The organism is Sphingopyxis sp. LK2115, assembly GCF_014595975.1.
Classification (GTDB): domain Bacteria; phylum Pseudomonadota; class Alphaproteobacteria; order Sphingomonadales; family Sphingomonadaceae; genus Sphingopyxis.
In genome coordinates, this window is record NZ_JABWGQ010000060.1 from 1 (window position 1) to 23,677 (window position 23,677).

At 66.8% G+C, this 23,677-nt stretch carries 17 protein-coding genes; 9 read left to right on the forward strand and 8 right to left on the reverse strand.

What is annotated here, in order from left to right:
* The first annotated feature begins 535 nt into the window (after positions 1 to 535).
* From HUW43_RS14195 to HUW43_RS14225, 7 genes are all read left to right on the forward strand, one after another.
* Positions 536 to 2,899: a TonB-dependent receptor gene (locus tag HUW43_RS14195; RefSeq protein WP_188238013.1), complete on the forward strand. Its 2,364-nt coding sequence runs from the start codon at positions 536 to 538 to the stop codon at positions 2,897 to 2,899.
* 86 nt (positions 2,900 to 2,985) lie between these two features.
* Positions 2,986 to 4,716 carry an alkaline phosphatase D family protein gene (locus tag HUW43_RS14200; protein ID WP_188238014.1) on the forward strand — a complete coding sequence of 577 codons (1,731 nt, stop codon included), beginning with the start codon at positions 2,986 to 2,988 and terminating at the stop codon, positions 4,714 to 4,716.
* A gap of 91 nt (positions 4,717 to 4,807) precedes the next feature.
* Positions 4,808 to 5,440, forward strand: a complete 633-nt coding sequence (locus HUW43_RS14205) for a TetR/AcrR family transcriptional regulator (protein WP_120218506.1) — start codon at positions 4,808 to 4,810, stop codon at positions 5,438 to 5,440.
* 248 nt (positions 5,441 to 5,688) lie between these two features.
* Entirely contained in the window at positions 5,689 to 5,964 is a 276-nt protein-coding gene (locus tag HUW43_RS14210) for a hypothetical protein (protein WP_317450872.1), read from the forward strand.
* A gap of 133 nt (positions 5,965 to 6,097) precedes the next feature.
* Positions 6,098 to 7,423 (forward strand): hypothetical protein, encoded by a 1,326-nt coding sequence (locus HUW43_RS14215; protein WP_188238015.1) that lies wholly within the window; start codon positions 6,098 to 6,100, stop codon positions 7,421 to 7,423.
* A gap of 166 nt (positions 7,424 to 7,589) precedes the next feature.
* Positions 7,590 to 12,305 (forward strand): NAD-glutamate dehydrogenase, encoded by a 4,716-nt coding sequence (locus HUW43_RS14220; RefSeq protein WP_188238016.1) that lies wholly within the window; start codon positions 7,590 to 7,592, stop codon positions 12,303 to 12,305.
* 49 nt (positions 12,306 to 12,354) lie between these two features.
* Entirely contained in the window at positions 12,355 to 13,212 is an 858-nt protein-coding gene (locus tag HUW43_RS14225; protein ID WP_188238017.1) for a RimK family alpha-L-glutamate ligase, read from the forward strand.
* Here HUW43_RS14225 and HUW43_RS14230 read toward each other — a convergent pair.
* The 8 genes from HUW43_RS14230 to HUW43_RS14265 form a co-directional block, all read right to left on the reverse strand.
* On the reverse strand, positions 13,197 to 13,451 hold the full coding sequence (locus HUW43_RS14230; RefSeq protein WP_188238018.1) for a ribbon-helix-helix domain-containing protein: 255 nt from the start codon (positions 13,449 to 13,451) through the stop codon (positions 13,197 to 13,199). The two genes, HUW43_RS14225 and HUW43_RS14230, sit on opposite strands and share 16 nt — an antisense overlap.
* Positions 13,452 to 13,608: 157 nt before the next feature.
* Positions 13,609 to 14,331 carry an acetoacetyl-CoA reductase gene (gene phbB / locus HUW43_RS14235; RefSeq protein ID WP_188238019.1) on the reverse strand — a complete coding sequence of 241 codons (723 nt, stop codon included), beginning with the start codon at positions 14,329 to 14,331 and terminating at the stop codon, positions 13,609 to 13,611.
* Positions 14,332 to 14,418: 87 nt separating this feature from the next.
* Positions 14,419 to 15,969 carry a DUF1963 domain-containing protein gene (locus HUW43_RS14240; protein ID WP_188238020.1) on the reverse strand — a complete coding sequence of 517 codons (1,551 nt, stop codon included), beginning with the start codon at positions 15,967 to 15,969 and terminating at the stop codon, positions 14,419 to 14,421.
* Positions 15,970 to 16,019: 50 nt separating this feature from the next.
* A complete protein-coding gene (gene hemH, locus HUW43_RS14245; RefSeq protein ID WP_188238021.1) occupies positions 16,020 to 17,015 on the reverse strand; it encodes a ferrochelatase in 996 nt (331 codons plus the stop codon).
* Positions 17,012 to 19,300, reverse strand: a complete 2,289-nt coding sequence (locus HUW43_RS14250; protein WP_188238022.1) for a xanthine dehydrogenase family protein molybdopterin-binding subunit — start codon at positions 19,298 to 19,300, stop codon at positions 17,012 to 17,014. The genes hemH and HUW43_RS14250 overlap by 4 nt, the downstream gene beginning before the upstream one ends.
* A gap of 173 nt (positions 19,301 to 19,473) precedes the next feature.
* The gene (locus tag HUW43_RS14255) at positions 19,474 to 20,070 is read right to left on the reverse strand and encodes a hypothetical protein (protein ID WP_188238023.1); all 597 of its coding nucleotides are present in this window, start codon (positions 20,068 to 20,070) and stop codon (positions 19,474 to 19,476) included.
* Positions 20,067 to 20,489, reverse strand: coding sequence for a CoA-binding protein (locus HUW43_RS14260; protein ID WP_188238024.1), 423 nt, complete (start codon positions 20,487 to 20,489; stop codon positions 20,067 to 20,069). Before HUW43_RS14260 ends, HUW43_RS14255 begins: the two co-directional genes overlap by 4 nt.
* Positions 20,489 to 21,466: an Mrp/NBP35 family ATP-binding protein gene (locus HUW43_RS14265; RefSeq protein ID WP_188238025.1), complete on the reverse strand. Its 978-nt coding sequence runs from the start codon at positions 21,464 to 21,466 to the stop codon at positions 20,489 to 20,491. The genes HUW43_RS14260 and HUW43_RS14265 overlap by 1 nt, the downstream gene beginning before the upstream one ends.
* A 93-nt stretch (positions 21,467 to 21,559) precedes the next feature.
* Between HUW43_RS14265 and hflK the strand changes: the two genes are divergently transcribed.
* Both hflK and hflC read left to right on the forward strand, forming a co-directional pair.
* Entirely contained in the window at positions 21,560 to 22,720 is a 1,161-nt protein-coding gene (gene hflK / locus HUW43_RS14270) for a protease modulator HflK (protein WP_188238026.1), read from the forward strand.
* Positions 22,720 to 23,571 carry a protease modulator HflC gene (gene hflC, locus HUW43_RS14275; protein WP_188238027.1) on the forward strand — a complete coding sequence of 284 codons (852 nt, stop codon included), beginning with the start codon at positions 22,720 to 22,722 and terminating at the stop codon, positions 23,569 to 23,571. Before hflK ends, hflC begins: the two co-directional genes overlap by 1 nt.
* The last annotated feature ends 106 nt before the right edge of the window (positions 23,572 to 23,677 follow it).

The following is a 23,677-nucleotide window of genomic DNA, read 5'->3' on the forward strand; positions in this document are numbered from 1 at the left end:
ATACACCATCGCCTACACCGGAAATTACACCACGAGCGCGGACGCTAACTTTTCTGAAATACCATCCTGCTCTTCCTCGCGGGCTATACCATTCCAAACCCGTCCGCCTTTCCCTGTTCGGCTGAAGGGCTTTCCCTGTTATTCGCATGGTCCTTCCCTGTTATTTAGACTCAGGGAACCCTATCCTAACCAATGGGATTTCTGTGATAATTCGGGAAATCGGAGCCGAAAACAGACGCCGAAATCAGAAATTTCCCTGTAAATTCCCTCACAACAGGGAAAATTAGGTAGAGACGGGTGATCGGACGACTGACCACACCTCCAACATTTTCACCTTGATTTCCGGCTTGTCGCCCGCCTGACGGCGCGGCGATCCTGTGCGTCTTTCGGTGGTCGCCGCCGGGAGGGCGGCGGTGCCGCGCCTGTCATCGCTTTGACCATGAACTGCCGCGCGACTGTCTCTGAACTGACGGCTCGGTGTCAGAATGCTCGACTAGCTGCCGCGCACCGAAGCTTGTCAAAGGGGTCTGTCACCATGTCGTTTTCCAGCCGCCATTTCCTTGTCGTCGGGGCCAGCCTCGCTGCGATTGCCGCCACGTCGCCGGCGATCGCCGCCGATGCGGCCGATGCGGCCGAAGCCGACACCATCGTCGTCACCGGATCGCGCGCCACTTACAATAATGCCGCGGCGACCGAGACGATGATCGCCGAGCAGCCGCCGCTCGTCTCGGTGCTGGACGTCATCGACACCTTGCCCGGCGTGCAGGTGCAGGAAGGCGATGCCTTCGGATTCGACGACTGGTCGACCACCGTCGCGGTGCGGGGTTTCCAGACCAATTTGAACCAGCAACAGGTCGGCATCACCGTCGACGGGCTGCCCAACGGCGGGTCGGGCTATGGCGGCGGGTCGAAGGCCAACCGCTTTATCGACACGATGAACCTGCGCACCGTCGAAGTGTCGCAGGGGACGGCCGACATCGGATCTTTGTCGAACGAAGCGCTCGGCGGCACGCTCAACTTCGTGACGTCGGACCCGCTGGAGGAAATGCGGCTGCGCGTGTCGGGGTCGGTCGGCGATTTCGGGGCGAGCCGCATCTATGCAAGGTTCGATACGGGTTCGATTCTGGACGGGCAGGCGCGCGCCTGGTTCTCCTATTCGCGGCAGGAAGCGACCGACTGGATCGAGGGGTCGGCGCAGAACCGGCGCGATCATTTCGCGGCGAAGTTCGTGCTCGACACGCCGGTGCGGATCACCGGCTATGCGAGCTATGACGACGCGCATGAGGATAATTACGACCAGGTCTATTCGGCCGAACAGTTCCGCCTGTTTCCTGAAACCGACGGGCTGGTCGGCGTGTGGACCGGCATCCCCTATCAGGACCAGGCCTATCGCCGCGCCTGGTCGACGCTGCGCAAGAATGTCTTTGCCTATCTGAAGGCCGAAACGACGATCGCCGATGCGCTCGACCTTCGCGCGTCGGTCTATTATCACGACATGTCGGGGCGCGGCGACTGGGTGCCGCAATATGTCGCCAATGTGATTGCCGACGGCGCGGGCAATCCCGAAAGCGAATTGTCGGGCGGGCTTAAGAAGGGCGGCGCGCCGGCGGGGCTCATCTATTTCGTCAATGCCAATGGCGTTGCGCTCAGCCCGATCGCGGGCTGCGTCGGGTTGGTGCCCTATCCCTATGGCGGCACCACCAACCCCGTCTATGATCCCGCCTGCTACGCGCCGGGCGCGATCGGCGCGCAATCCTATCGCCACACCCATTATCGCAAGGACCGCATCGGCGGCACCGCCGAAGCCGCATGGACAGCAAGTTTCGGCGGCGGCGAGAACAAGCTGCGCGGCGGCATCTGGTACGAGGATACGCGCCGCAGCGAATGGCGCGACTGGCACAATGTCGTCGATACGACGGTCGGCCCCGACTTTGATCCGGCGCCCTACTGGATCCAGTACAGCCGCAAATATCCGCAGGACACGTTCAAATGGTATGTCGAGGACAGCCTGACGTTCGGGCCGGTGACGGTCAATGTCGGCGCCAAGCAGTTCATCAACAATATCGACCGTATCGACCTGTTCGGTGAAACCCCCAATGCGCGGATCGAATCGACGTCCGACGTCCTCTTTTCGGGCGGCATCCAGATCGAACCGATGGCGGGGCTCAACCTGTTCGGCGGTTATGCCGAGAATTTCAAGGCGCTGAGCGATGCGGTGCTGGAGTTCAGCAACGCGGACTTTTCCGAACTCCAGCCCGAAACGGCGGAAAATTGGGAAGCGGGCGTGCGTTACCAGAGCCGCTCGTTCAACGCGTCGGCGACCTGGTTCAAGAGCAAGTTTTCGAACCAGGTGATCTTCGTGTCCAACTCGACCGAAGCGGGCAACGACTATCTGGGCGAAGGCGACGGCAAATTCTTCAACGCCGGCGGCATCGATTCGCAGGGTTTCGAGCTGCTTGCCAACGTCCGTCCGGCGCCGGGACTGAACCTTTATGCCGCCTATACCTATATCGACGCCAAGTATCGCGGCACCGGCAACGCGGTGCTTGACGCGGAACAGGGGGTCACGCCGGGCAACCGCGTCGCGGGCATTCCCAAGGATATGTGGGTTCTGTCGGGCCATTATGAAACCGGACCCTTTCGTATCGGCCTGACCGGCAAATATACCGGCGACCGTTTCGTCAACGCCGACAACAGCTGGGAAGCGAAGCATTATTTCCTGACCGACTTCAGCATCGGGATGCGCGGCGAAGCGCTGACCGACTGGCTTCGGGCGCTCGACTTCAGCCTGACGATCAACAATCTGACCGACGAGGATTATCTGGGCGGCATTTCGGGAAATGCCGCGTGGATCGGCGCGCCGCGATCGATGATCTTCACCGTGACCGCCGATTTCTGATCGGGCGTGGCGGCGGGCGGAGCCGATTCGGCGTCGCCCGCCTGCCGCGGCGATCGGCAGGCCTGAAGGACAGGGACGATCAGCGCATGACCAGCCACTTTCACCGCGCCGAAATCGCGCGCCGCGCGCTCCTTTCCGGCATGGCGGGCGGCGCGACGCTGTTCGCGCTGCCGGACGGACTGCTGGCCCATGCCGCGCCCGCCAACCCGACCTTTCGCCACGGGGTCGCGAGCGGCGACCCCGACGCGGCCAGCGTCGTCCTGTGGACACATGTGACGACGGCGGACCGCGCCGAGGTCATGTGGGAATTGAGCGCGACGCCCGATTTCGCCGACGTCTTGCAAGCGGGCGCGGTGACGACCGATTCCGGGCGCGACCACACGGTCAAGCTGCTCGTGCGCGGTCTCGCCGCCGGCACCGTCTATTATTACCGCTTCCGGCTGGGCGAAGCGCTGTCGCCTGTGGGCCGGGCGCGGACGTTGCCCGAAGGGCGGCTCGACCGATTGGGGATCGCGCTTGCCTCCTGCTCCAATTTCGCCTTCGGCTTTTTCAACGCCTATGATGCGATCGCGCGCGACCCCGCCGTCGACTACGTGCTCCACACCGGCGACTATATCTATGAATATGGCGGCGACGGCAGCTGGGGCGATGCGGTCGCGCGCAGTATCGCTCGCGCCCATGCGCCGCCGCATGAGGTCCTCTCGCTTGCCGACTATCGGATGCGCCACGCGCAGTACAAGACCGACGCCGGGGCGCAGGCGATGCACGCGAACCATACGCTGCTGGCGTGCTGGGACGATCATGAGAGCACGAACAACCCGTGGACCGGCGGCGCGCAGAATCATCAGGCGGCGACGGAGGGCGACTGGGCAGCGCGCCGCGCGGCGTCGATGCGCGCCTATTATGAATGGATGCCGGTGCGCGAGCCCGAATGGCTCGCGCAGCCGGGGCGCACGCGCGCGGACTTCTGGCGCGCCTATCGCTTCGGCGACCTTGCGCTGCTCCACACGCTCGAAACGCGCCACAGCGCGCGGGCGCAGCAGATCGAATATGCCGATCATGCCGCCACAATCACCGACGCCGAAACGGCCGGGCGCTTTCGCCGCAAAGTGCTCGGCGCGCCGGGCCGCGCGATGCTTTCGGCCGAACTCGAAGCCGATCTGGAGGCGGCGCTGGCGCAGTCGGTGGCCGAAGCGCAGCCGTGGCGGATCATCGGGTCGCCGATGGTGATCGCGCGCGTCGAGGTGCCCGATGTCGCCAGGCTCGGCATCCTGCCCGACCCGTTCGCCAAGCTGGCCGCCGCCGCGCCCGCCGAGCGCGCCAGGCTCGCCGCCGACCCCGTGGTCGCGCTCGCGTGGAAGGGGCGCTTTAACCTGCCCGACTATACCGATGCGTGGGGCGGCTACCCCTGGGCGCGCGAACGGCTTTATGCCTTGTCGCGGCGCGCGGGGGCGGGCGATCTCCTATTCCTGTCGGGGGACAGCCACAGCTTCTGGGCCAATTGCCTGGCCGATGCGGCGGGGCGCCCGGCGGGGATCGAGTTCGGGACCGCGGGCATCTCCTCGCCCGGCGATTTTGTCGAAAGCGGTTTCGGCGACGTCACCTCGCGCGCGCTCGACGCGGCCTATGCCGCGCATATTCCGGAGGTGGCGTGGACCGACAACATGCACCAGGGCTATGTGCGCGTCGAACTTACCCGCGACGGCGGCGTCGCCACTTTCATTGCCGTCGATACGGTGCTTTCGCCCGATTATCGCACCTCGGTGCTGAAGCGCGTGCCGTTCGTGCGCGACGGCGGGCAGGTCCGGTTGGCGTAAGGCGCCCATCGGGCCGCCGATCGACCCGCGGCGCGGCTGAACCGGCGCCCCGCTGGACTTTTCGTGACGGCTATATTATATACCAGTCGTTATGAAAGTTGACACTGGCGCCAGCGCTGATTCGCAAGCCGTCCCGCACAAGGGGCGTCCGCGCGAGTTTTGCGTCGATGCGGCGCTGGCCGCGGCGCTGCGAGTCTTCTGGTCGAAAGGCTATGAAGGCGCGTCGATGGCCGACCTCACCGAAGCGATGGGGATCACCAAGCCGAGCCTCTACGCCGCCTTCGGCAATAAGGAAGCGCTCTTCAACAAGGCGCTCGACCTGTATGAGCGCGAAAAGCTCGACTATATGCAGGCTGCACTCGCCGCGCCGACTGCGCGCGGGGTCGCCGAGCGGCTGATGCGCGGGGCGCTCGACATGTATACCTGCCCCGAAAACCCCAACGGCTGCCTGGGCGTGATCGCTTCGGTCGCGTGCGGGGCAGAGGCCGAGTGCATCCGCCAGGCCGTGCTCGAACGCGGCGCGGCGGCAAAGCGCGCCATGCTCGATCGGCTGGTGCGCGCGAAGGAAGAGGGGGATTTTCCCGAAGATACCGACCCCGAGGGGCTCGCCGCTTTTCTGATGGCGGTGAACCAGGGCATGTCGGTGCAGGCGGGTGCCGGCGCGACGCGCGCCGAGCTGGAACGGCTGGTCGAAACCAGCCTCAAACTGTGGCCGGGGCGCTGAGCAGGGCATTTGTTCGCCGAAAGCGGCCGTCCGTGTTTCGGATAAGGGCGCTGAAAGAATTATTTTTACTGTCCGGTACAGAATGCGCTTGACGCGCCGCAACACGGATTATATACCAATCAGTATACAAAAATAGGGCTCTCCCCCTGGAGCGGCCGTCGCGTGACGGGTCACGCGGCGGCCGGATCCATCGACAGCAGGAATACATCCCGGGAGCGGGCTCGACCCGGACGGGCGCCGACGGCACGGTGCTGCGCGCGCTGGAGGAGACCGAGGCGGCGCTGTCCTCCTATGCGCGTTCGCTCGAACAACGCCAGTCGCTGCGCGCGGCGCGCGACCAGGCCGAACGCGCCGCGCGGATCGTCCGCGCCAAGCGGGCAGAGGGCGCGTCGGACTCGCTCGAATGGCTGGATGCCGAGCGGACCTTTGCCGAAACCGAGGCGGTGCTTGCGGTGCAGGACGCGCAGATTTCGCGGCGACAGATCGCATTGTTCCGCGCGCTTGGCGGCGGCTGGTCGAGTTAGGCCGGGACGGTGAAATCCCGGCCTTTGCCGGGATGACGAACAGAGGGCGCCGACCCTGTTCCGCCATCGTTTACGCCGCTTTTACCAGTCCCGGTGCATAGGATTCGCCGATATTTGTGGCTGGGGATAATTGATGGACAGCATGCGCGGACTGCTTTCGGGCAGCCACGGCCAGGACGACGAGGCAGTCGAGGCGCCCGCGGCTGTCGGCGTCGACGAACGGCGGATGCAGGTGCGCGCCTATAATTACTGGGCCTCGCTCCTGGCCGACCGCGCCTATCCGTCGGTCGAGGATCTCGACCTTGAAAGCGCCGATTTCGGTCCGCATGCGGTGCTGCTCGATTTCACCCAGGGCATCGAAAACCCCGGTATCGCCTTTCTGGGCGAGCGGCTGCGCGACGAGTCGCAGATCGACGAGAATGTCCATTACATCAGTCAGATACCTGGCCGATCGTTGCTGTCGCGGCTGACCGACCATTATCTGCAGATCATCGCCAACCGCGCGCCGATCGGCTTCGAGGCCGAGTTCGAGAGCGATCGCGGCGTGACGATCATGTATCGCGGCATTTTGCTGCCCCTGTCGTCCGACGACGATACCATCGATTTCATCATGGGCGTGATCAACTGGAAGGAAGTCGCTCCTGCCGAACAGGAAGCCGAGTTGCAGCTGTCGGTCGAACAGGCGCTGCGTAGCGCCGCGCCGCTGACCGCGCCGGTGCCGGTGTGGGCCGATGGCCCCGACTCGCTGCACTTCGACGAGGATTTCGGCGCCGATGCCGCGCCGGGCTTTGCCGTGCTGGGCGGCGACGCCGACCGCGCCGACGACGCCGCCCATGAGTCCGCCGATCCCGGTCCTGAAGCCGAGCTGGCCGACTGGCTGGCGCTGGCGCGCGAGACCGCCGAGCGGGCGATCGCCGCCGACAGCCGCAGCCGCAGCGCGCTGTATCGGGCGGTCGGCAAGGCGTGGGACTTCGCGCTCGCTGCCGAAGAACAGCCCGAAGCTTTTGCCGCGCTGCTCGACGATGCGGGGCTAAAAACACAGCCGCGCGCGCCGATGACGCCGGTGGTCAAGCTGGTCTTTGGCGCCGCCTATGACAAGACACGGCTGGCCGAATATGCCTGTGCATTGGCCCATGCGAAGGACGAAGGTATCGCGCGCGGCGAACTTGCCGCCTATCTCGACCGTTATCCCGGCGGGCTCAAGGGGCTGGTCAAGGATGCGCGCGGGCGGCGCAGGCCGGTCAAGGCGAAAGTATCGGCCGACGCGCGGCTTGAAAGCTTGCGCAGTGCACAGCCCGCGGTGATTCTGGAACATGACGCGGGCGATGCCGAATTCGTGCTGCTCATCGCGCGCGCGATGCCGGGCGGTCATGTCGGCATCGTCGCCAAGGCGGCCGACGACCCGGCGCTGGTGGCGAAACTTGCCGGAAAGGCGATCGCGATCACCGCTGGCGGCTGACCCGGCGTCGCGCAACAGACAACCTGAAAGTTGAAATATTTTTACGCGAGCGCGCGAACGAGGCCTTGAGCCGCGCGCGCCACAGGCGCATAGGGGGCGGCAGCGAACGGACCCCTGCCGATCGTCGGCAGGGTCCCCCCTTTTTTGGTTCGGGATGCTGCACCTTATGCCCAAGATTCTGTCCGACACGCCGGAAACGGACACGCCGACCACCCCCGTCAAAATCCCCGCAAAAATCGCTGCCGCCTATCTGGACGCGCTCGAAGGCAGCGCGCTTCCCGGCGAGGGCGACGACATGAACCGCGCGGCGCTCGCCGAGGCGAGCCAGTTCGCCGCGCGCGCGGCGCTCGATCGCGCCCCCGGGACGCCGTCCCTGCTGCTCGAACCGATCGCCGCCGACGGGCCGGACCGCCGGATGCGGCTTGCCATCATCAACGACGACATGCCTTTTCTTGTCGATTCGACGTCACAGGTCGTCGCGGCGCAGGGGCTGGTCGTCCATCGCATCCTTCACCCCGTCATCGCGGTCAAACGCGATGCGAAGGGCCATTTGCAGGAAGCCGGAGCGGGCGACATACGCGAGTCGGTCATCTATATCGAGCTGGAACGCGGCGACGCGCGCGCGCGGCGGCGTCTGCTCGACGCGATCGAGGCGGCGCTGCGCGACGTGCGCGCGGCGGTGCGCGACTGGCGCGCGATGCGCGCTGCGATGCTGGCCGACGCCGCGATGCGCCTTGAGGGCGAGGGCGCCGAACTGCTGCGTTGGTTCGAGAGCGGATTCATGACGCAGCTCGGCCATGAATGGCGCACCCGCGACGGCCGGATGCACGAACCGTTGGGGATCAGCGAGAGTGCCGACAGCGAGCTGCTGTCGCCCGCGGCGCTCGACGCCGCCTTCGCCTGGTTCGATGGCCAGCTGCATTCGGGCGGTGCGCCCGCGCCGCTGCTGATCAAGTCGAACCGCCTTTCGGCCGTGCATCGCCGCGTTCTGCTTGACCTCATCATCGTCCCCGAAATCAAGGGCCAGACGGTCGAGCGGCTGTCGATCCATGCAGGGCTGTGGACCAGCCAGGCGCTGTCGACGCCGCCCGCGAAGGTGCCGGTGCTGCGCGCGCAGCTCGACGCGCTGATGACGAAATTCGGTTTCGATCCCGCGGGCCATGCGGGCAAGGCGCTCGCGCACGCGCTGACTGCGCTGCCGCATGACCTGCTCATCGCTTTCGATTCGGCGTCGCTCGAAGAGCTTGTGCTCACGTCGATGTCGATCACCGACCGGCCACGACCGAAACTGGTGACGGTGCGCAGCGCGCTCGGCCGCCATCTCTTCGCCTTCGTCTGGTTGCCGCGCGACGAGATTTCGACCGGCCGCCGCATCGCGGTCGAGGCGATGCTGGTCCGCGAAGCGAAGGCGGGCGTGATCGGCTGGACGATGGTGCTTGAGGATGGCGGTGCGGCGCTGCTCCGCTACACGCTCGACCTGCGCAGCGGCGGCGTCGTTCCCGACACCGACGCGCTCAACGCGCAGCTCGAACAGATGGTCCGCGGCTGGCAGCCGGAGGTCGAGGCGGCGCTTGCGCGGCGCGGCGATCCGGGGCGTGCCGCGGCGCTCGCGGTGCGCTTTGCGCCTGCCTTTCCGCCCAATTATCGCAACCTCTACAATCCCGAAGAGGCGGCGCGCGACATCTCGCGGCTGCGCGATCTCGATGCCGCGAACCCGCGCAGCGTCCGCCTGGCGAAAAAGAGCCTCGACGGCGACGACCGGCTGCGGCTCAAAGTCTATAGCGCGGTCGGTCCGCTCGCGCTGTCCGACGTCGTGCCGGCGCTCGAACATTTCGGATTCGAAGTGCTGGAGGAAATCCCGACCGCGCTCGGCGCGTTGCGCGCGCCGGGCGGCGAGGACGAGGACCGGCCGATCGTGATTCACGACTTCACGCTGCGTCTGCCCGCCAATGTCGAGGAAAAGGCATTGCTTCCCTTCGCTGCGACGATCGAAGGCGCGATTGCCGCGGTGCTCGACGGTCGTGCTGAAAATGATGCGTTCAACCAGCTCGTCCTTACCAACCAGACCGATCCGGTCGCGATCGTCTGGCTGCGCGCCTGGTTTCGCTACCTGCGGCAGGGCGGGTCGGCCTATGGCATGGACACGGTGGTCAGTGCGCTGCGCCACGCCCCGCAACTGACGGCGGCGCTGATCGAGCGCTTCCGCGCGCTCCACGATCCCAAGGCGCACGACGCCGCGCGCGCCGCCGCGCTCGATGCCGAGATCCAGGCGGGCTTCGCGGGCATCAAGTCGATCGACGAGGATCGCATCCTTCGACTGTTCCACGCGGTGATCGGCGCGACGCTGCGCACCAACGCCTTTGCGCCCGCCGCCGAAGAGGCGCTGGCGTTCAAGATCGACAGCGCGCAAATCCCCGGCCTTCCCAAGCCGCTGCCGTGGCGCGAGGTCTGGGTCTATTCGCCGCGCGTCGAGGGCGTTCACCTGCGCGCCGGCCCGGTCGCGCGCGGCGGGCTGCGCTGGTCCGACCGCCGCGACGACTTCCGCACCGAAATCCTGGGGCTGATGAAGGCGCAGCGCGTCAAGAATGCCGTCATCGTGCCGACCGGCGCGAAGGGCGGTTTCTATCCCAAGGCGCTGCCCGACGTGTCGCTCGACCGCGATGCCTGGTTCGCCGAAGGCACCGAATGCTATCGCATCTTCATTCGCTCCTTGCTGTCGATCACCGACAATCTGGTCGCGGGCAAGGTCGTGCATCCCGAACATGTCGTGATCCGCGACGGCGACGACCCCTATTTCGTCGTTGCCGCCGACAAGGGCACGGCAACCTTTTCCGACGTCGCCAATGCGCTGGCGATGGAACGCGGCTTCTGGCTGGGCGATGCCTTCGCGAGCGGCGGATCGAAGGGCTATGACCACAAGGCGATGGGCATCACCGCCAAGGGGGCGTGGATTTCGGTGCAGCGGCACTTCGCCGAAATGGGCATCGATGTGCAGAGCGATACGATCCGCGTCGTCGGCTGCGGCGACATGTCGGGCGACGTGTTCGGCAATGGCATGCTGCTCAGCAAGGCGATCAAATTGTGCGCGGCCTTCGACCACCGCCACATCTTCCTCGACCCCGATCCCGATCCGGCGAAAAGCTGGAAGGAACGCGAGCGGATGTTCAACCTGCCGCGATCGAGCTGGGACGATTATGACAAGAAACTGATCTCGAAGGGCGGCGGCGTCTTTCCGCGCAGCCAGAAGAGCATCCCGCTGAGCCCCGAAGTCCAGGCATTGCTCGGCGTGTCGGCGAGCGAAATCGACCCGAATTCGCTGATCTCGGCGATCCTGAAGGCGCCGGTCGACCTCTTGTGGTTCGGCGGCATCGGCACCTATGTTAAGGCCGCGAGCCAGAATAACGCCGAAGTCGGCGATCCCGCGAACGACGCGCTGCGCGTCGACGCCGAGGATCTGCGCGTGAAGGTCGTGGGCGAAGGCGCGAACCTCGGCGTCACGCAGGCGGCTCGCATCGCCTTTTCGACGAAGGGCGGGCGGATCAACACCGACTTCATCGACAATAGCGCGGGCGTCGATTGTTCGGATAATGAGGTCAATATCAAGATCGCGCTCAATCGCGAGATGGCCGAAGGGCGATTGTCGCAGGACGACCGCGACGCGCTGTTGCTGCGCATGACCGACGATGTTTCGGCGCTCGTTCTCGAAGATAATCGCCTCCAGGCGCTCGCGCTGTCGATCGCCGAAAAGGGCGGATCGGCCGCGGTGCCGTCGCTGGTGCGGATCATGGAGACGTTCGAGGCGTCGGGGCGGCTCGACCGCAAGGTCGAAGGGCTCGCCGCGAACGACGAACTGCTGCGCCGCGCCGCCGAAGGACGCGGGCTGACGCGCCCCGAACTCGCGGTGCTGCTGTCGACGGCCAAGCTGGCCTTGCAGGATGCGATCGAAGCGAGCGACCTGCCCGACGATCCCGCACTGGCAAGCGACCTTGCCGCGGCCTTTCCCCAAGAGATGCAGCGCGATTTCGCGGGCGCGATCGCCGACCATCAGCTCCGCCGCGAAATCATCGCGACCAAGGTGGCGAACCGCATCGTCAACCGCATGGGCATCGTCCACCCCTTCGAGCTGGTCGAAGAGGAAGGCTGCGCGCTCGGCGACGTCGCGGCGGCATTCGTCGCGGTCGAACGGCTGCTGGGGATGCCCGCGATCTGGAGCGAGCTTGACGCGGCAAAGATCGACGAGGGCATCCGCCTGTCGCTCTTTTCGCAGGCGGCGGCGGCAATGGCGTCGCAAATGGCCGACCTGCTGCGCGTGACGCAGTCGCTGTCGCGCCCCGGTCCGGTCGTCGCGCGGCTTGAGCCGGGGGTCGACCGTCTGAACGCCAGCGTCGACGGGCTGCTCAGCCCGTCGGTGCGGCGCCAGTGGGAGATGCTGACGCAGCAGTTGCTCGACGCCGGCGCGCCTGAGGCGCTGACCGCGGCGGTGGTGCGGCTGTTCAAGACCGACGGCGCGATCGGCATCGTCGACCTGGCCGAACGGTGCGGCGACGATGAGGTCGCGGTGACGCACGCCTTCACCCATCTGGGCGAGGCGCTGGGGCTCGACTGGGCGCAGACGCTGGCGGCGCATATGAGCCCCGCCGACCCGTGGGAACGGTTGCTGGTCAACAGCCTGGCGCGCGATTTCCAGCAGATGCGGCTGGGCTTCCTTGGCGGGCTGCCGAAGGGCGATCTCGACGCGGCGGTGACCAAATGGCTCGCCGACCATGCGCCGCGGGTCGAACAGTTCCGCGCGACGGTCGACCGCGCGCGGATGATGCCCAACCCCAATGGCGCGATGCTGTCGCATATCGCGGGGCAGGCGCGGGGGCTTTTGGCGCGGTAAAAGGACAGGCCCTCCCCGGAAGGGGCGGGGCTTCAGGAAAGCTCCCTCGATGCCCTATCAGCCCCGCGTCGCGATTCTGGTTCCGGCGCCCGACTATGCGGAGAAATGGCAGCCCGCCTTTGCGCGCAAGGCGGCGGCGCTGACCGCCGCCGGTTTTGCCGTCGAGCATCGCGTGTGGACCGATCCGGGCGACCTGGCGGGGCATGATCTGATCATGCCGCTCTTCGCCTGGGGTTATCAGCGCGATGTCGCGGCTTGGTATGGCCTGCTCGACCGTCTTGCGGCCGGGGCAGCGCCGGTGGTCAATCCGGTGCCGGTGCTGCGCTGGAACAGCGACAAGGCCTATCTTGCCGATCTTGCGGCAAAGGGCGTTGCCGTGGTGCCGACGGTCGAGGCGGCGGCGCTCGATGCCGCCGCGCTGGCCGATGCGCGCAAGCTGCTCGGCGTCGATGAGGTCGTGATAAAGCCCGCGATTTCGGGCGGCGCCGATGGCACGCACCGGATCGCGCCGGGTGCGCCGATTCCCGTCGAAGCGCTGGGCCAGCGCCGCCTCGTCCAGCCCTTGATGCCGGGGATCCTGACCGAGGGCGAGTTTTCCCTCTTCTTCTTCGGCGGCCGCTTCAGCCACGCGATCGTCAAGCGCCCCGCGGCGGGCGACTTTCGCGTGCAGGAACAGTTCGGCGGGCGCGAGACGGCGTGGGAGGCCAATGACGCGGCGCGCACGCTCGCCGCGATGGCACTGGCCGCCGTTTCGATGCCACCCGTCTATGCGCGTGTCGATATGGTCAGCGACGCGGCGGGGCGCCTGCATGTGATGGAGCTTGAACTGATCGAGCCGTCGCTGTTCCTTCATCACGCGCCCGACAAGGGCGCGGCGTTCGCGCAGGCGGTTTACGCCGCGCTCTGATCGCCGCGGCGATGCCACAGCCACTGCCGGATCGCCGAGGTCAGGTTCGGCGGATCGCCCGCTTCCATGCGTTCGACGTCGATGCGCGCGACGAGCGCGTTGACGGGCAGCGCCTGACGCGCGGCTTCGGCTTCGAGCGCGGCCCAGAAGACGGGTTCGAGGCTGATCGAGGTGGGGTGGCCGGCGATGGTCACCGAGCGTTTGACGGGAGGGTGGTAGGCGGCGGCTTTATCGGCCATTTGAATATCCGTTCGCATCGAGCCAAGTCGCGATGCCCCCTCAGCCTGGCGGCTGCCAATGCGTATCTCGACTTCGACCAAAGGGCGAGGTTGGTCCTGAGCACCTGCCAGGGCCGTCGAAGGGCTGGACGCGAACGCGAGGAGCGACACCCCTCGCCTAATACATGTGTTGGCCGCCGTTGATGCTCATCGTCGATCCCGTGATGAACCCCGCATCCTCGCTGCACAGAAACGCCACACCGCGCGCGATCTCGTCGGCCTGGCCCAAACGCCCGACGGGAATCTTCGCGACGATTTTTTCGAGCACCTGCGGCGGAACCGCGGCGACCATATCGGTGTCGATATAACCCGGCGCGATCGCGTTTACCGTCACGCCCTTCTTGGCGCCTTCCTGCGCCAGCGCCTTGGTGAAACCGTGAATGCCCGATTTGGCGGCGGCATAATTGACCTGGCCATATTGGCCCGCCTGCCCGTTGATCGAACCGATGTTGACGATGCGTCCCCAGCCACGCTCGACCATGCCGGGGAAACAGGCTTTCGCCATGTTGAAGCACCCGCCGAGGTTGATGCGCATCACATCGTGCCAGTCGTCATAGCTCATCCGGGCGAGGGTGCCGTCGCGGGTGATGCCGGCGTTGTTGACGACGATGTCGATCGGGCCGACTTCGGCCGCGACCCGCGCGCAGCCGTCGAGGCACGCCTGATGGTCGCCGACATCCCATTTATAGGTCCTGATCCCGGTGCGTTCGGTAAAGGCGCGCGCCTTTTCGTCATTACCGGCATAGTTGGCGACCACGGTGACGCCCTGTTCCTGAAGCTTCAGCGAAATGGCTTCGCCGATCCCGCGGCTGCCGCCGGTGACGATTGCTATGCGTGCCATCGATCATCTCTCCCACAGATTTGAACCGATGATTAGGGCGCGGCGACGCGCGCTGCAAGTTGACCGGAACGTCAATCGCAAAGCTATTCAGCGAACTAGCTGCGCGCGCGCTTTCGCAAAATCGCCGATCGCCAGATCCGCCCCGGCAATCGTGACAAGCAGCGTTCGGTCGTCGCCGAAACGGCGGCTCATCAGCCCGCTTGTCGGCAGCGCGAGCAGGATGGGTTCGCCGTCGCGTTCGCCGCCCACACTTGCCATTTCGCGCATGGCGAGGCGCTGCCACAGCGGCTCGAAATAGGCGCGGGCGGGCGCCGACAGATTGGCGGGATCGGCGCACCAGGCATGTTTCGCGCGGTCGAACAGCATCGTCCGATAATCGCGGACCCAAAGATCGGCGTCGGCGCGGTGCGTGGTCAGCGGCAGCGTCTCCAGCTCGAAGGTTTCGCTGCCATCGGCGGACGTCTTGCGTGCGATCGTCGCCCACGGGATTGCGTGGAGCGCCGCCATCACCGCGGTGGCATCGCCCGGCGAAAAGGGATCGCGCACCGCGCTGTCGTGGATGATGCCGACGATCTCGGCCGCGCGCTCGCGCGCCTCGCGGTTGATCGCGACGCAGCGCTCGATCGCGTCGGCCGAAGCGGCGCCGCAGTCGGCCGCGGGTTCGGTCAAAAGCCGGCCCAGACGCGATTCGAGAATCGCCGCCATCGCGGTCAGGCTGCCCCAGTCGAAGGGATGGAAAGCGGGATCGGCGATGTCATAGCCGTGGGTGTCGAGGCCGTCCGCCATGCCGCTGGGAAGCGGGTCGGCGGCGTTCGCTTCGACCAGGTCGACCGGCCATTGCGGAAAGGCGCGCACGGCAAATGAAGCAAGGTCGCCCCCGGCAAGGTCGCCATAGGGACCGAACCACCCCTCGCCCAGGTTAAGCGCATAGGGTGGCGCGAGCGGCGCTCCGGGCTCGCCGACATGGAGGACCCGCACATCGGGCCGGTGGCGATGGATGAAGATGGCAAGCGCGCCGTGGCGCGGCCCCAGCCCGCCCCACAGGTTGCGCGGCAGGTCGGCGCAGCCGATCTGGGCCAGGAAATCGGCGGGCTGGCCGTCGATCAAAGGCCAGGCCATGCCCGTCGCCAGCCGCGGGCGTCCGCCGAGCCAGCTGTTCGTCGAAATGGCATCGCGCGGCGGAATCTGCGGAACGAGGTGCAGCGTCACCGCCGCGGCGCCTGCATCGACGAATGCCTCGGCCGCGACCTTTTCGACCTCTGCCCTTATTGTTTGCGATGCGGCTTCGGTCGCGATCGGCTCGGCGATCCCCTCGACGGGGGTTTCCGCTGCAAAGGCCCTGTCGAGCATCGGCTCGCGCGGCGGCTCTAGCGGCGCCTTGCCGCTGACCCGGGCGAGGCGCGACGGCGCGATTTCGATTTCGGCGACTTCGGGCGCCCTGCGCGGCAGTTTGAGCCGGTGCGTTTCGCGCGGCGCCCGCAGCGCGGGCGGCGATGTGACGGGGCGGCGCGCACGCCAGATCGCAAGGGCAAGCGCAATGCCCAACAGCATCGCGGCTGCGAGCATCAGGGCGGCCAGCTCGACCTCGTTCATCGCATCACTCCACAGACGGGCGCCGCCGCGCCGGATCGGCGCCACGATGGAGCATTTTAACCGGTTGCCCTAAACAGTTGGTAAGCGGCCGTGCATCAGATCCAGCCCGCCAGCTCGCGCCGCACGAGCGCTTCGAGCATCGCCATGCCGGGCGCGTCGGCGTTGAGGCAGGGGAGATAGGCGAAGTGCCGACCGCCCGCGGCCATGAACTGTTCCCTGCCGCGGATCGCCAGCTCTTCGAGCGTTTCGAGGCAATCGGCGGCAAAGCCGGGCGCGAAGATGGCGACGCCCTTTCCTGCCTTTGCCAAGGCTTCGAGCCGGACGTCGGTCGCAGGCTCGAGCCATTTGGCGCGGCCGAAGCGCGACTGGAAGGCGACCTCGACCGGGCGACCGAGCGCCTCCGAGAGCAGCCGCGCCGTCTTTTGGCACTGGCAATGATAGGGGTCGCCGAGATGGAGCGTGCGCTCTGGCATCCCGTGAAAGCTGGCAAGCAGTATGTCGGGCACGAAATCGAGCGTTGCCAGCCCCGCCTCGACCGATGCTTTGAGCGCGTCCAGATAGGAGGGATCGTCGGCATAGGGGGGCAGGAACCGCAGCGCGGGCTGCCAGCGCAGCGTCTTCAGATGGTCGGCGGCGGCATCGATCACCGTCGCGGTCGTCGCGGCGCAATATTGCGGATAGAGCGGGGCGATCAGGATGCGGCGACACCCCGCCGCGGTCAGCGCGTCGATCGCGCGGCCGATCGCCGGTTCGCCGTAACGCATCGCATAAGCGACCTCGACGCCGCTGCCGAGCGCGGTTTGCAGCGCCGCCGCCTGCGCGCGGGTGATCGCGGCGAGCGGCGAGCCGTCGTCGGTCCATATCTGCGCATAAGCATGCGCCGACTTGTTCGGCCGCGTTCTCAGGATGATGCCGCGCAGCACCGGCTGCCACAGGATCGGCGGGATTTCGACGACGCGCCGGTCGGACAGGAACTGAGCCAGATAGCGGCGCACCGACGGCGGATCGGGCGCGTCGGGGGTGCCGAGGTTGACGATCAGGACGCCGACGCGCGGGGCGACGACAGGCGGATGATCGGACGGCGGGGTCATAGCGGTTGCGCCGAAAGGGGAATGCGACGGATGCGGCGGCCGGTCGCGGCGAACATCGCATTGGCGATCGCGGGGGCGACGACGGGCACGGCGATTTCGCCGAGGCCGCCGGGTTCGCGGTCGCTGTCGACGAATTCGACGAGGATTTCGGGCGTCTGCGACAGGCGCGGCAGGCCGAGCTGGCCGAGCTTGCGGGCGGTCGCGAGCCCGTCCGCATAGTCGGTCGTCGTGCCGACCGCGGCGGCAAGGCCGAAGATCAGCCCGCCCTCGATCTGCTGGCGCGCGATCGCCGGATTGACGAGGCGCCCCGCATCGACGACCGCGACCAGCTGTTCGACCTGAAGCCCCCGGTCGCTCTGCCGCGCGGTGGCCATCAGCGCGATGTGACTGCCGCGCATGCTGTGGCAGGCAAGGCCTTGCGCGCTGCCAGGCAAACCGCCTTCCCAGCCGCCGAGGCTGGTCGCGGTGAGCAGGCAGCGCGCGAGAAGCGGTGCGTCGCCGAGCATCGCCATGCGGTAGGATAGCGGGTCCGACCCTGCGCGCGCCGCCAGTTCGTCGACGAAGCATTCGGTGAAAAAGGCGGTATAGCTGTCGGCATTGCCGCGCCAGCGCCCCGTGGGCAGGCCGATGTCGGCGGGGCAATGATCGACCGCGTGGTGCGGAATGGCGTAGCGCGTTGCGGCACCCTCGACAGCGGCGGCGTCTGCACGGCCGACGGCGGCGCGCTGTGCGACGTCGGCGGGCAGATTGTCAAACAGCCGCGCGCGCACCTCATGGTTGGTCGAAGGGACGGCGATGCGCGTGACGAGCGCGTCGATCCCGCCCGCGGCGTTGAGCGTCGCGGTCAGCCTGGCACGCGCCGGCGCGCGCGGCGGCAGGCGCATGATCTCTTCGGCGCGCGACCAGGCGAGCTGGACGGGGCGCTGGATTTCAAGCGCGATGATCGCCGCCTGCACCGCGACGCTATGATCGAGGCAGGCGTCGAACGAGCCGCCCGCCATCATCGGGAAGAGGGTGACGTCGGCGGCGGGTAATCCGGTGGCGCGCGCGACCGCGTCGCGGCACTGCGTCGGCGCCTGCGTCGCGACCCACAGCCGCAGCCCGCTTCCGTCGGGTGCGGCGGTCGCGCTGCGCGTTTCGATGGGGGCGTGGAGCGCGGGGGCGACGGAATATTCGGCGGCGATGCGCGTGCGTCCCTCCATCGCTTCGGCGACGTCGCCTTTGCCGTGGATGCGATAGCCATCGGCCTTCAGCGCGGCCTTCAGCGCCTTGTCGATGCGATCGGTCGAAATCGGCGCGCCCTGGGTCTCGAACACCGGTGCGAAACGATCGAGCGCGCGGTTTGCCGCCCACCAGTTGCGCGCCACCGCCGCGACCCAGCGGTCGTGGGTCACGACATGAAGCAGCCCGGGTGCGGCGAACCCCGCCTTACGGTCGATAGTTTTCAGCCGCGTCGCGCCGAGCGGGCCTTGCCGGATCGCGGCGAACACCATGTCGGGCAGGCGGATGTCGGCGGCATAATTTGCCGAACCGTCGACCTTTGCGGGCAGGTCGAGCCGCGTCAGTTCCTTGCCATAGAGCGGATCGGCGGCCGACGCGCGGTAGACGGGCTGGGCGGGCGGTTCGAGCATCGCGGCGGCGGCGGCGACCTCGGCAAAGCGCAACCGCTTCTGGCCATGGAGGACAAAGCCGTCCTGCGTGTCGCAGTCCTGCCAGTCGGCGTCCCAGCGATCGGCCGCGGCCATCATCAGCAGCGCGCGCGCCTGCGCCGCCGCGGCGCGGCACGGTTCCTCGAACATCCGCACCGATGACGAATTGGCGGTCAGCATCACGGCATTGCGCACCGCCCATTCGCGGCGCACCCAGCTGCGCACGTCGGCGACGAAATCGGGCACGCCGGCGCGCGGGGTAAAGACGGCGCTGTCCTCGTCGACCAGCAGCGTATTGGCGTAAAGCGGGCTGATCGGCGCGCTTTCGACCGCGATCGTGCGCCAGTCGGCGCCGAGTTCGTCGGCCATGATCTGCGGCAACAGCGTCGTGACGCCCTGGCCCATTTCGCACTGCGGGACGATCGCGCTGATATGCCCGTCGTCGCCGATTTTCAGAAAGGCGTTGAAGACATGTTCGCCGGGCGCGGCGGTCAGGTTCGGCTGGTAATCGCGCGGCCACAGGCCCCACGCGATCGCAAGGCCGCCCGCGGCGGTCGCGCCGACGAGCATCTGGCGGCGGCTGACCTGCGGCAGCCGCGATTTGCGCTTTCCAACCGTGTCGCGAATGCCCGCCATCGCCGACGCTGATAAGCGGGGCGATGCGGCGAGGCAAAGGCTTTTGGTGGGGTCACGGGCTGACTCGCTTGCCGTTCGCGCTGAGCTTGCCCAAGGGCTGATCCTTTCTTTTGCGGCGTCGAAAGGAAGAACGGTGCCTCGACAAGCTCCGCACAAACGGGGTTGGAAGTCGGCTACCAGCCCCAGGGTGCAGGCGGTGGGCTGATCGGCTGGCCGTAATCGAAGGTCACGCGAAAGTCCCGGCCTTCGCGGCTCAACCCATAGGTGAAGCCGTCGGTCGTCGTTTCGATCGACCAGATATTGCTGTTCGACACGCTACGTCCGGTGCGGGTGAAGAGCGCAATCGATTCGGCATCGACGGGAAAGGTTTGGCGCGTCGTGGTGCCGGGTTCGGCCGTGTCGCCGCCGTACATCGTCAGTTCGTCCGCGCTGCCATCGGCGTGGCGGTGATCGTGCTTGAGCCGGAGCCCGGTAGGCGTCCGCGTGACGATCCAGGTGCGCGAGCGGTTCCAGCCGCCGTCGGGGCCGAGCCCGGCAATATGGAAGGGGATTTCGATCCGGTCAGCGGTGCAGCGGCGGACGTGCATCACCATCGCCTTGCCGCGCATGTCGGCGTCGATGTCCTGATCGCTTGCCAGCCTGCCGGCATAGGCTTGCCCGCAGCGCGCGGCGAGCGCAGCGAAAAAGGCATCCTGCGGATCGGTCGCGGCGGGGGTGGTCGCGCAGCCGGTGAGTAGCGCGACGGCGGCGATGGCAAGGATCAGCTTCATTTCAACAAGCCGAGCCGCGGGATCTCGACCTTGGGACAGCGGTTCATCACCACCACGAGTCCGGCTGCGTCGGCGCGCTTTGCCGCGACCTCGTCGACGACGCCGATCTGCATCCACACCGCCTTTGCGCCGTGGACGATCGCCTCGTCGACCGCGGCGCCCGCGTCGTCGCTGTTGCGAAATATGTCGACGATTTCGGCGGGCGGCTCGACATCGGCGAGCGTCGCGACGACCGGCGCGCCGTGGATCGTCTTGCCCGCGTGGCCGGGGTTGACCGCGATCACATCGTGACCCTGCGCGATCAGGAAGGCGAGCACGCCGTTCGACGGACGCGCGGGGTCGGGCGAGGCGCCGACCACCGCGATACGGCGCGGCTGGCCCAGAAGCTCGCGGATTTCGCCTTCGTCGTTGATCGCCATCATTTGCCCTTTCGTGCGTTCAGCCAGTCGGCGACCTTTGCCGCTATCGCGTGGAATGGTTCGCCCGCGGGATCGGTTCCCGCCGCCGGCGGCACCCCGCCGTCGCTCGCGAGACGGATGCCCATCGACAAGGGCACGCGGCCGAGGAAATCGTGACCCATCGCCGTCGCCGCCGCCTCTGCACCGCCGCTGCCGAACGGGTCGCTGACCTCGCCGCAATGCGGGCAGGCGTAACCCGCCATATTCTCGACCAGCCCGATGATCGGCACCCCGGCCTGCTGAAACAGGCTGATCGCGCGCGTCGCATCCATCAGCGCCAGGTCCTGAGGGGTCGAGACGATCACCGCCCCCGCGGGCTTGTGTTTCTGGATCATTGTCAGCTGGACGTCGCCGGTCCCCGGCGGCAGGTCGACGACGAGTGTGTCGACGTCGCCCCAGCTTGCATCGACCAGCTGTTCGAGCGCGCGCCCCGCCATCGGGCCGCGCCACGCGATCGCCTGCCCCGGCTGCGCGATCTGGCCGGTCGACAGCATCGGCACGCCATAGGCGCTTTGGACGGGGGCGAGTTTCGACCCGCGCGCTTCGGGTTTCACATGCTCGCTGTCCATCAATCTGGGTTGCGAAGGCCCATAGATGTCGGCATCGACCAGCCCGATCCTGATCCCCAGCCGTCGCAGCGCGACCGCGAGGTTCGCGGCGAGCGTCGATTTGCCGACGCCGCCCTTGCCGCTGCCGACCGCGATGATCGTCATCGCCTTTTTTTCGGCGGTCATCGCGACGCGGACCTCGTTCACGCCGGGCTGTTCGAGCAGGCCTGCGCGCAGCCTGTCCTCCAGCGGTTTGCGATCGTCGGGGGCAAGCCCGGTCACGTCGAGGACGATCGCGAGCGTGCCCGTATCGTCGAGGAAGCGAAGGCCTGAGGTCCGGCCGCCGCTGAGGTCGTCGGCAATGCTGGCGAGGAGGGCGGTGTCGGTCATGTCTGCGCCGAAATAGGGAAGCGAGCGCGCTTTGCCAGCCATTTTCGCGCGCACCCCCTGTTAATCGCGCTCGCCGCCCCTATAAAAGCAAATATGAACGACCAGATTGAAGGCAGCATGGGGCGCCGCACCCTTTGGGGATTGCGGCAGTTTTTCGATTCGATCAGCCTGATGGCCAACAGCCCGTGGGGCAGCGGTCCCGGCAAGGGCGAGGATGACGAAGGCAAGGGCAGCGGCGACGGCAAGCGTCCGGGTCCGCGCAATCCCTGGATCACGCCCGACCCCGCCGACCAGCGCCGCGGCGCGAAGCCGCGCGGCCCCTCGGCGCTCGACGAGCTGCTGCGCAAGGGGCGCGGCGGCTTCGGCGGCGGCGGTTCGGGCGGCGGCTTCGATCTTGCCGATTCGGGGCGCATCTGGAAATGGGCGATCGTCGCGGTTCTTGCGCTGTGGCTCTTCTTTTCTTCCTTTCATATCGTGCCGCCGGAAAAGGAAGGCGTGGTCACCCGGCTTGGCAGCTATGCGCGCACCGTCGGTCCCGGCGTCAAACTGACCTGGCCCGCGCCGATCGAACGCATCCGCATGGAGGACGTCCGTGCAATCCGCACGATGGCGATCGGATCGCCCAACGCGACCGACGAGAATTTCGTGCTGACGCGCGACCAGAGCATCGTCGATCTGGCCTATGAGGTTCGCTGGTCGGTGCGCAGCCCGGAACTGTTTTTCTTCCAGCTCGCCAATCCCGAAGACACGATCCGCGAGGTCGCCGAAAGCGCGATGCGCGCAACGGTCGCCAATTTCGATCTGGTGCAGGCGATCGGTCCCGGCCGCGTCGAGATCGAGGCGCAGGTGCAGCGGCGGATGCAGGCGCTGCTCGACGAATATCGCGCGGGCGTGACGATCCAGGGCATCGCGATACGCCAGGCCGACCCGCCGAGTCAGGTCGACGAAGCGTTCAAGGAAGTCACCGCGGCGCGGCAGGAGCGCGAAGCGGCGATCAACCTGGCCCGCGCCTATCAGCAGCAGGTGCTTGAGCGCGCGCGGGGCGACACCGCGGCGTTCGACCAGATTTACGAACAATATCGACTGGCGCCGGACGTGACGCGCCAGCGGCTTTATTATGAAACGATGGAGGCCGTGTTGTCGAACGTCGACAAGACGATTGTCGAAGCGCGCGGGGTGACGCCCTATCTGCCGCTCAATGAGGTGCAGAAACGGCTGCGCGCGCCCGAAGCCGCGACAAAGGGAGGCGAGTGATGTTTTCCTCGCTTTTCCGAAATCCCGTGCGCCTGCTGGTCGGCGTTGTTGCGCTGCTGGTGCTGCTGTCGATGACAGTGTCGATCGTGCCTGAGGACCGGCAGGCTGTCGTGCTGCGCGTGGGCGAAGTCTATGGCACCAAGAACGCCTATAAGCCCGGCGAGCAATTCGGCCGGTCGGGTGCGGGGCTGCTTTTCACCCTGCCCTTTGCCGATACGGTGCAGCTGATCGACAAGCGCATCCTGGGCATCAACATGGAACGCCAGCAGGTGCTCTCGACCGACCAGCAGCGGTTGCAGGTCGATGCCTTTGCCCGCTTTCGCATCACCAACCCGGTGCGCATGTACACCGCGATCCGCACCGAGGAACGGCTGCAGCAACAGCTCGCGACGATCCTGGGTTCGTCGCTGCGCAACGAGCTTGGCAAGCGGACCTTTGCCACCTTGTTGTCGGCCGAGCGCGGCGCGGTGATGGACAATATCCAGGTCGCGCTCAATCGCGAGGCGCAGAAATATGGCGCCGAGATCATCGACGTCAGGATCAAGCGCGCCGACCTGCCCGAAGGCGCGACGCTCGAAGCCGCGTATAACCGGATGCGCACCGCGCGGCAGCAGGAAGCGATTTCGATCCGCGCCGAGGGGCAGAAGGAAGCGCAGATCATCCGCGGCAGCGCCGACGGCGAAGCGGCGCGCATCTATGCCGCCAGCTTTGGCAAGGATCCCGAATTTTACGATTTCTATCGCGCGATGCAGAGCTATCGACAGACCTTCCTCGGCGAGAATAACGAGGGCGGAACGTCGATCATCCTGTCGCCCGACAATGAATATCTGAAACGGTTCAGCGGCGGTTGATTGCGGCCCCGGCGCCGATGAACGGAACTTGTCGCGCTTGTTCATGTTCAATTGGCGTTCAGCCGCCCCGCCGCAGAGACCGGCGGCCGGGGTTAAGAGTTTACCT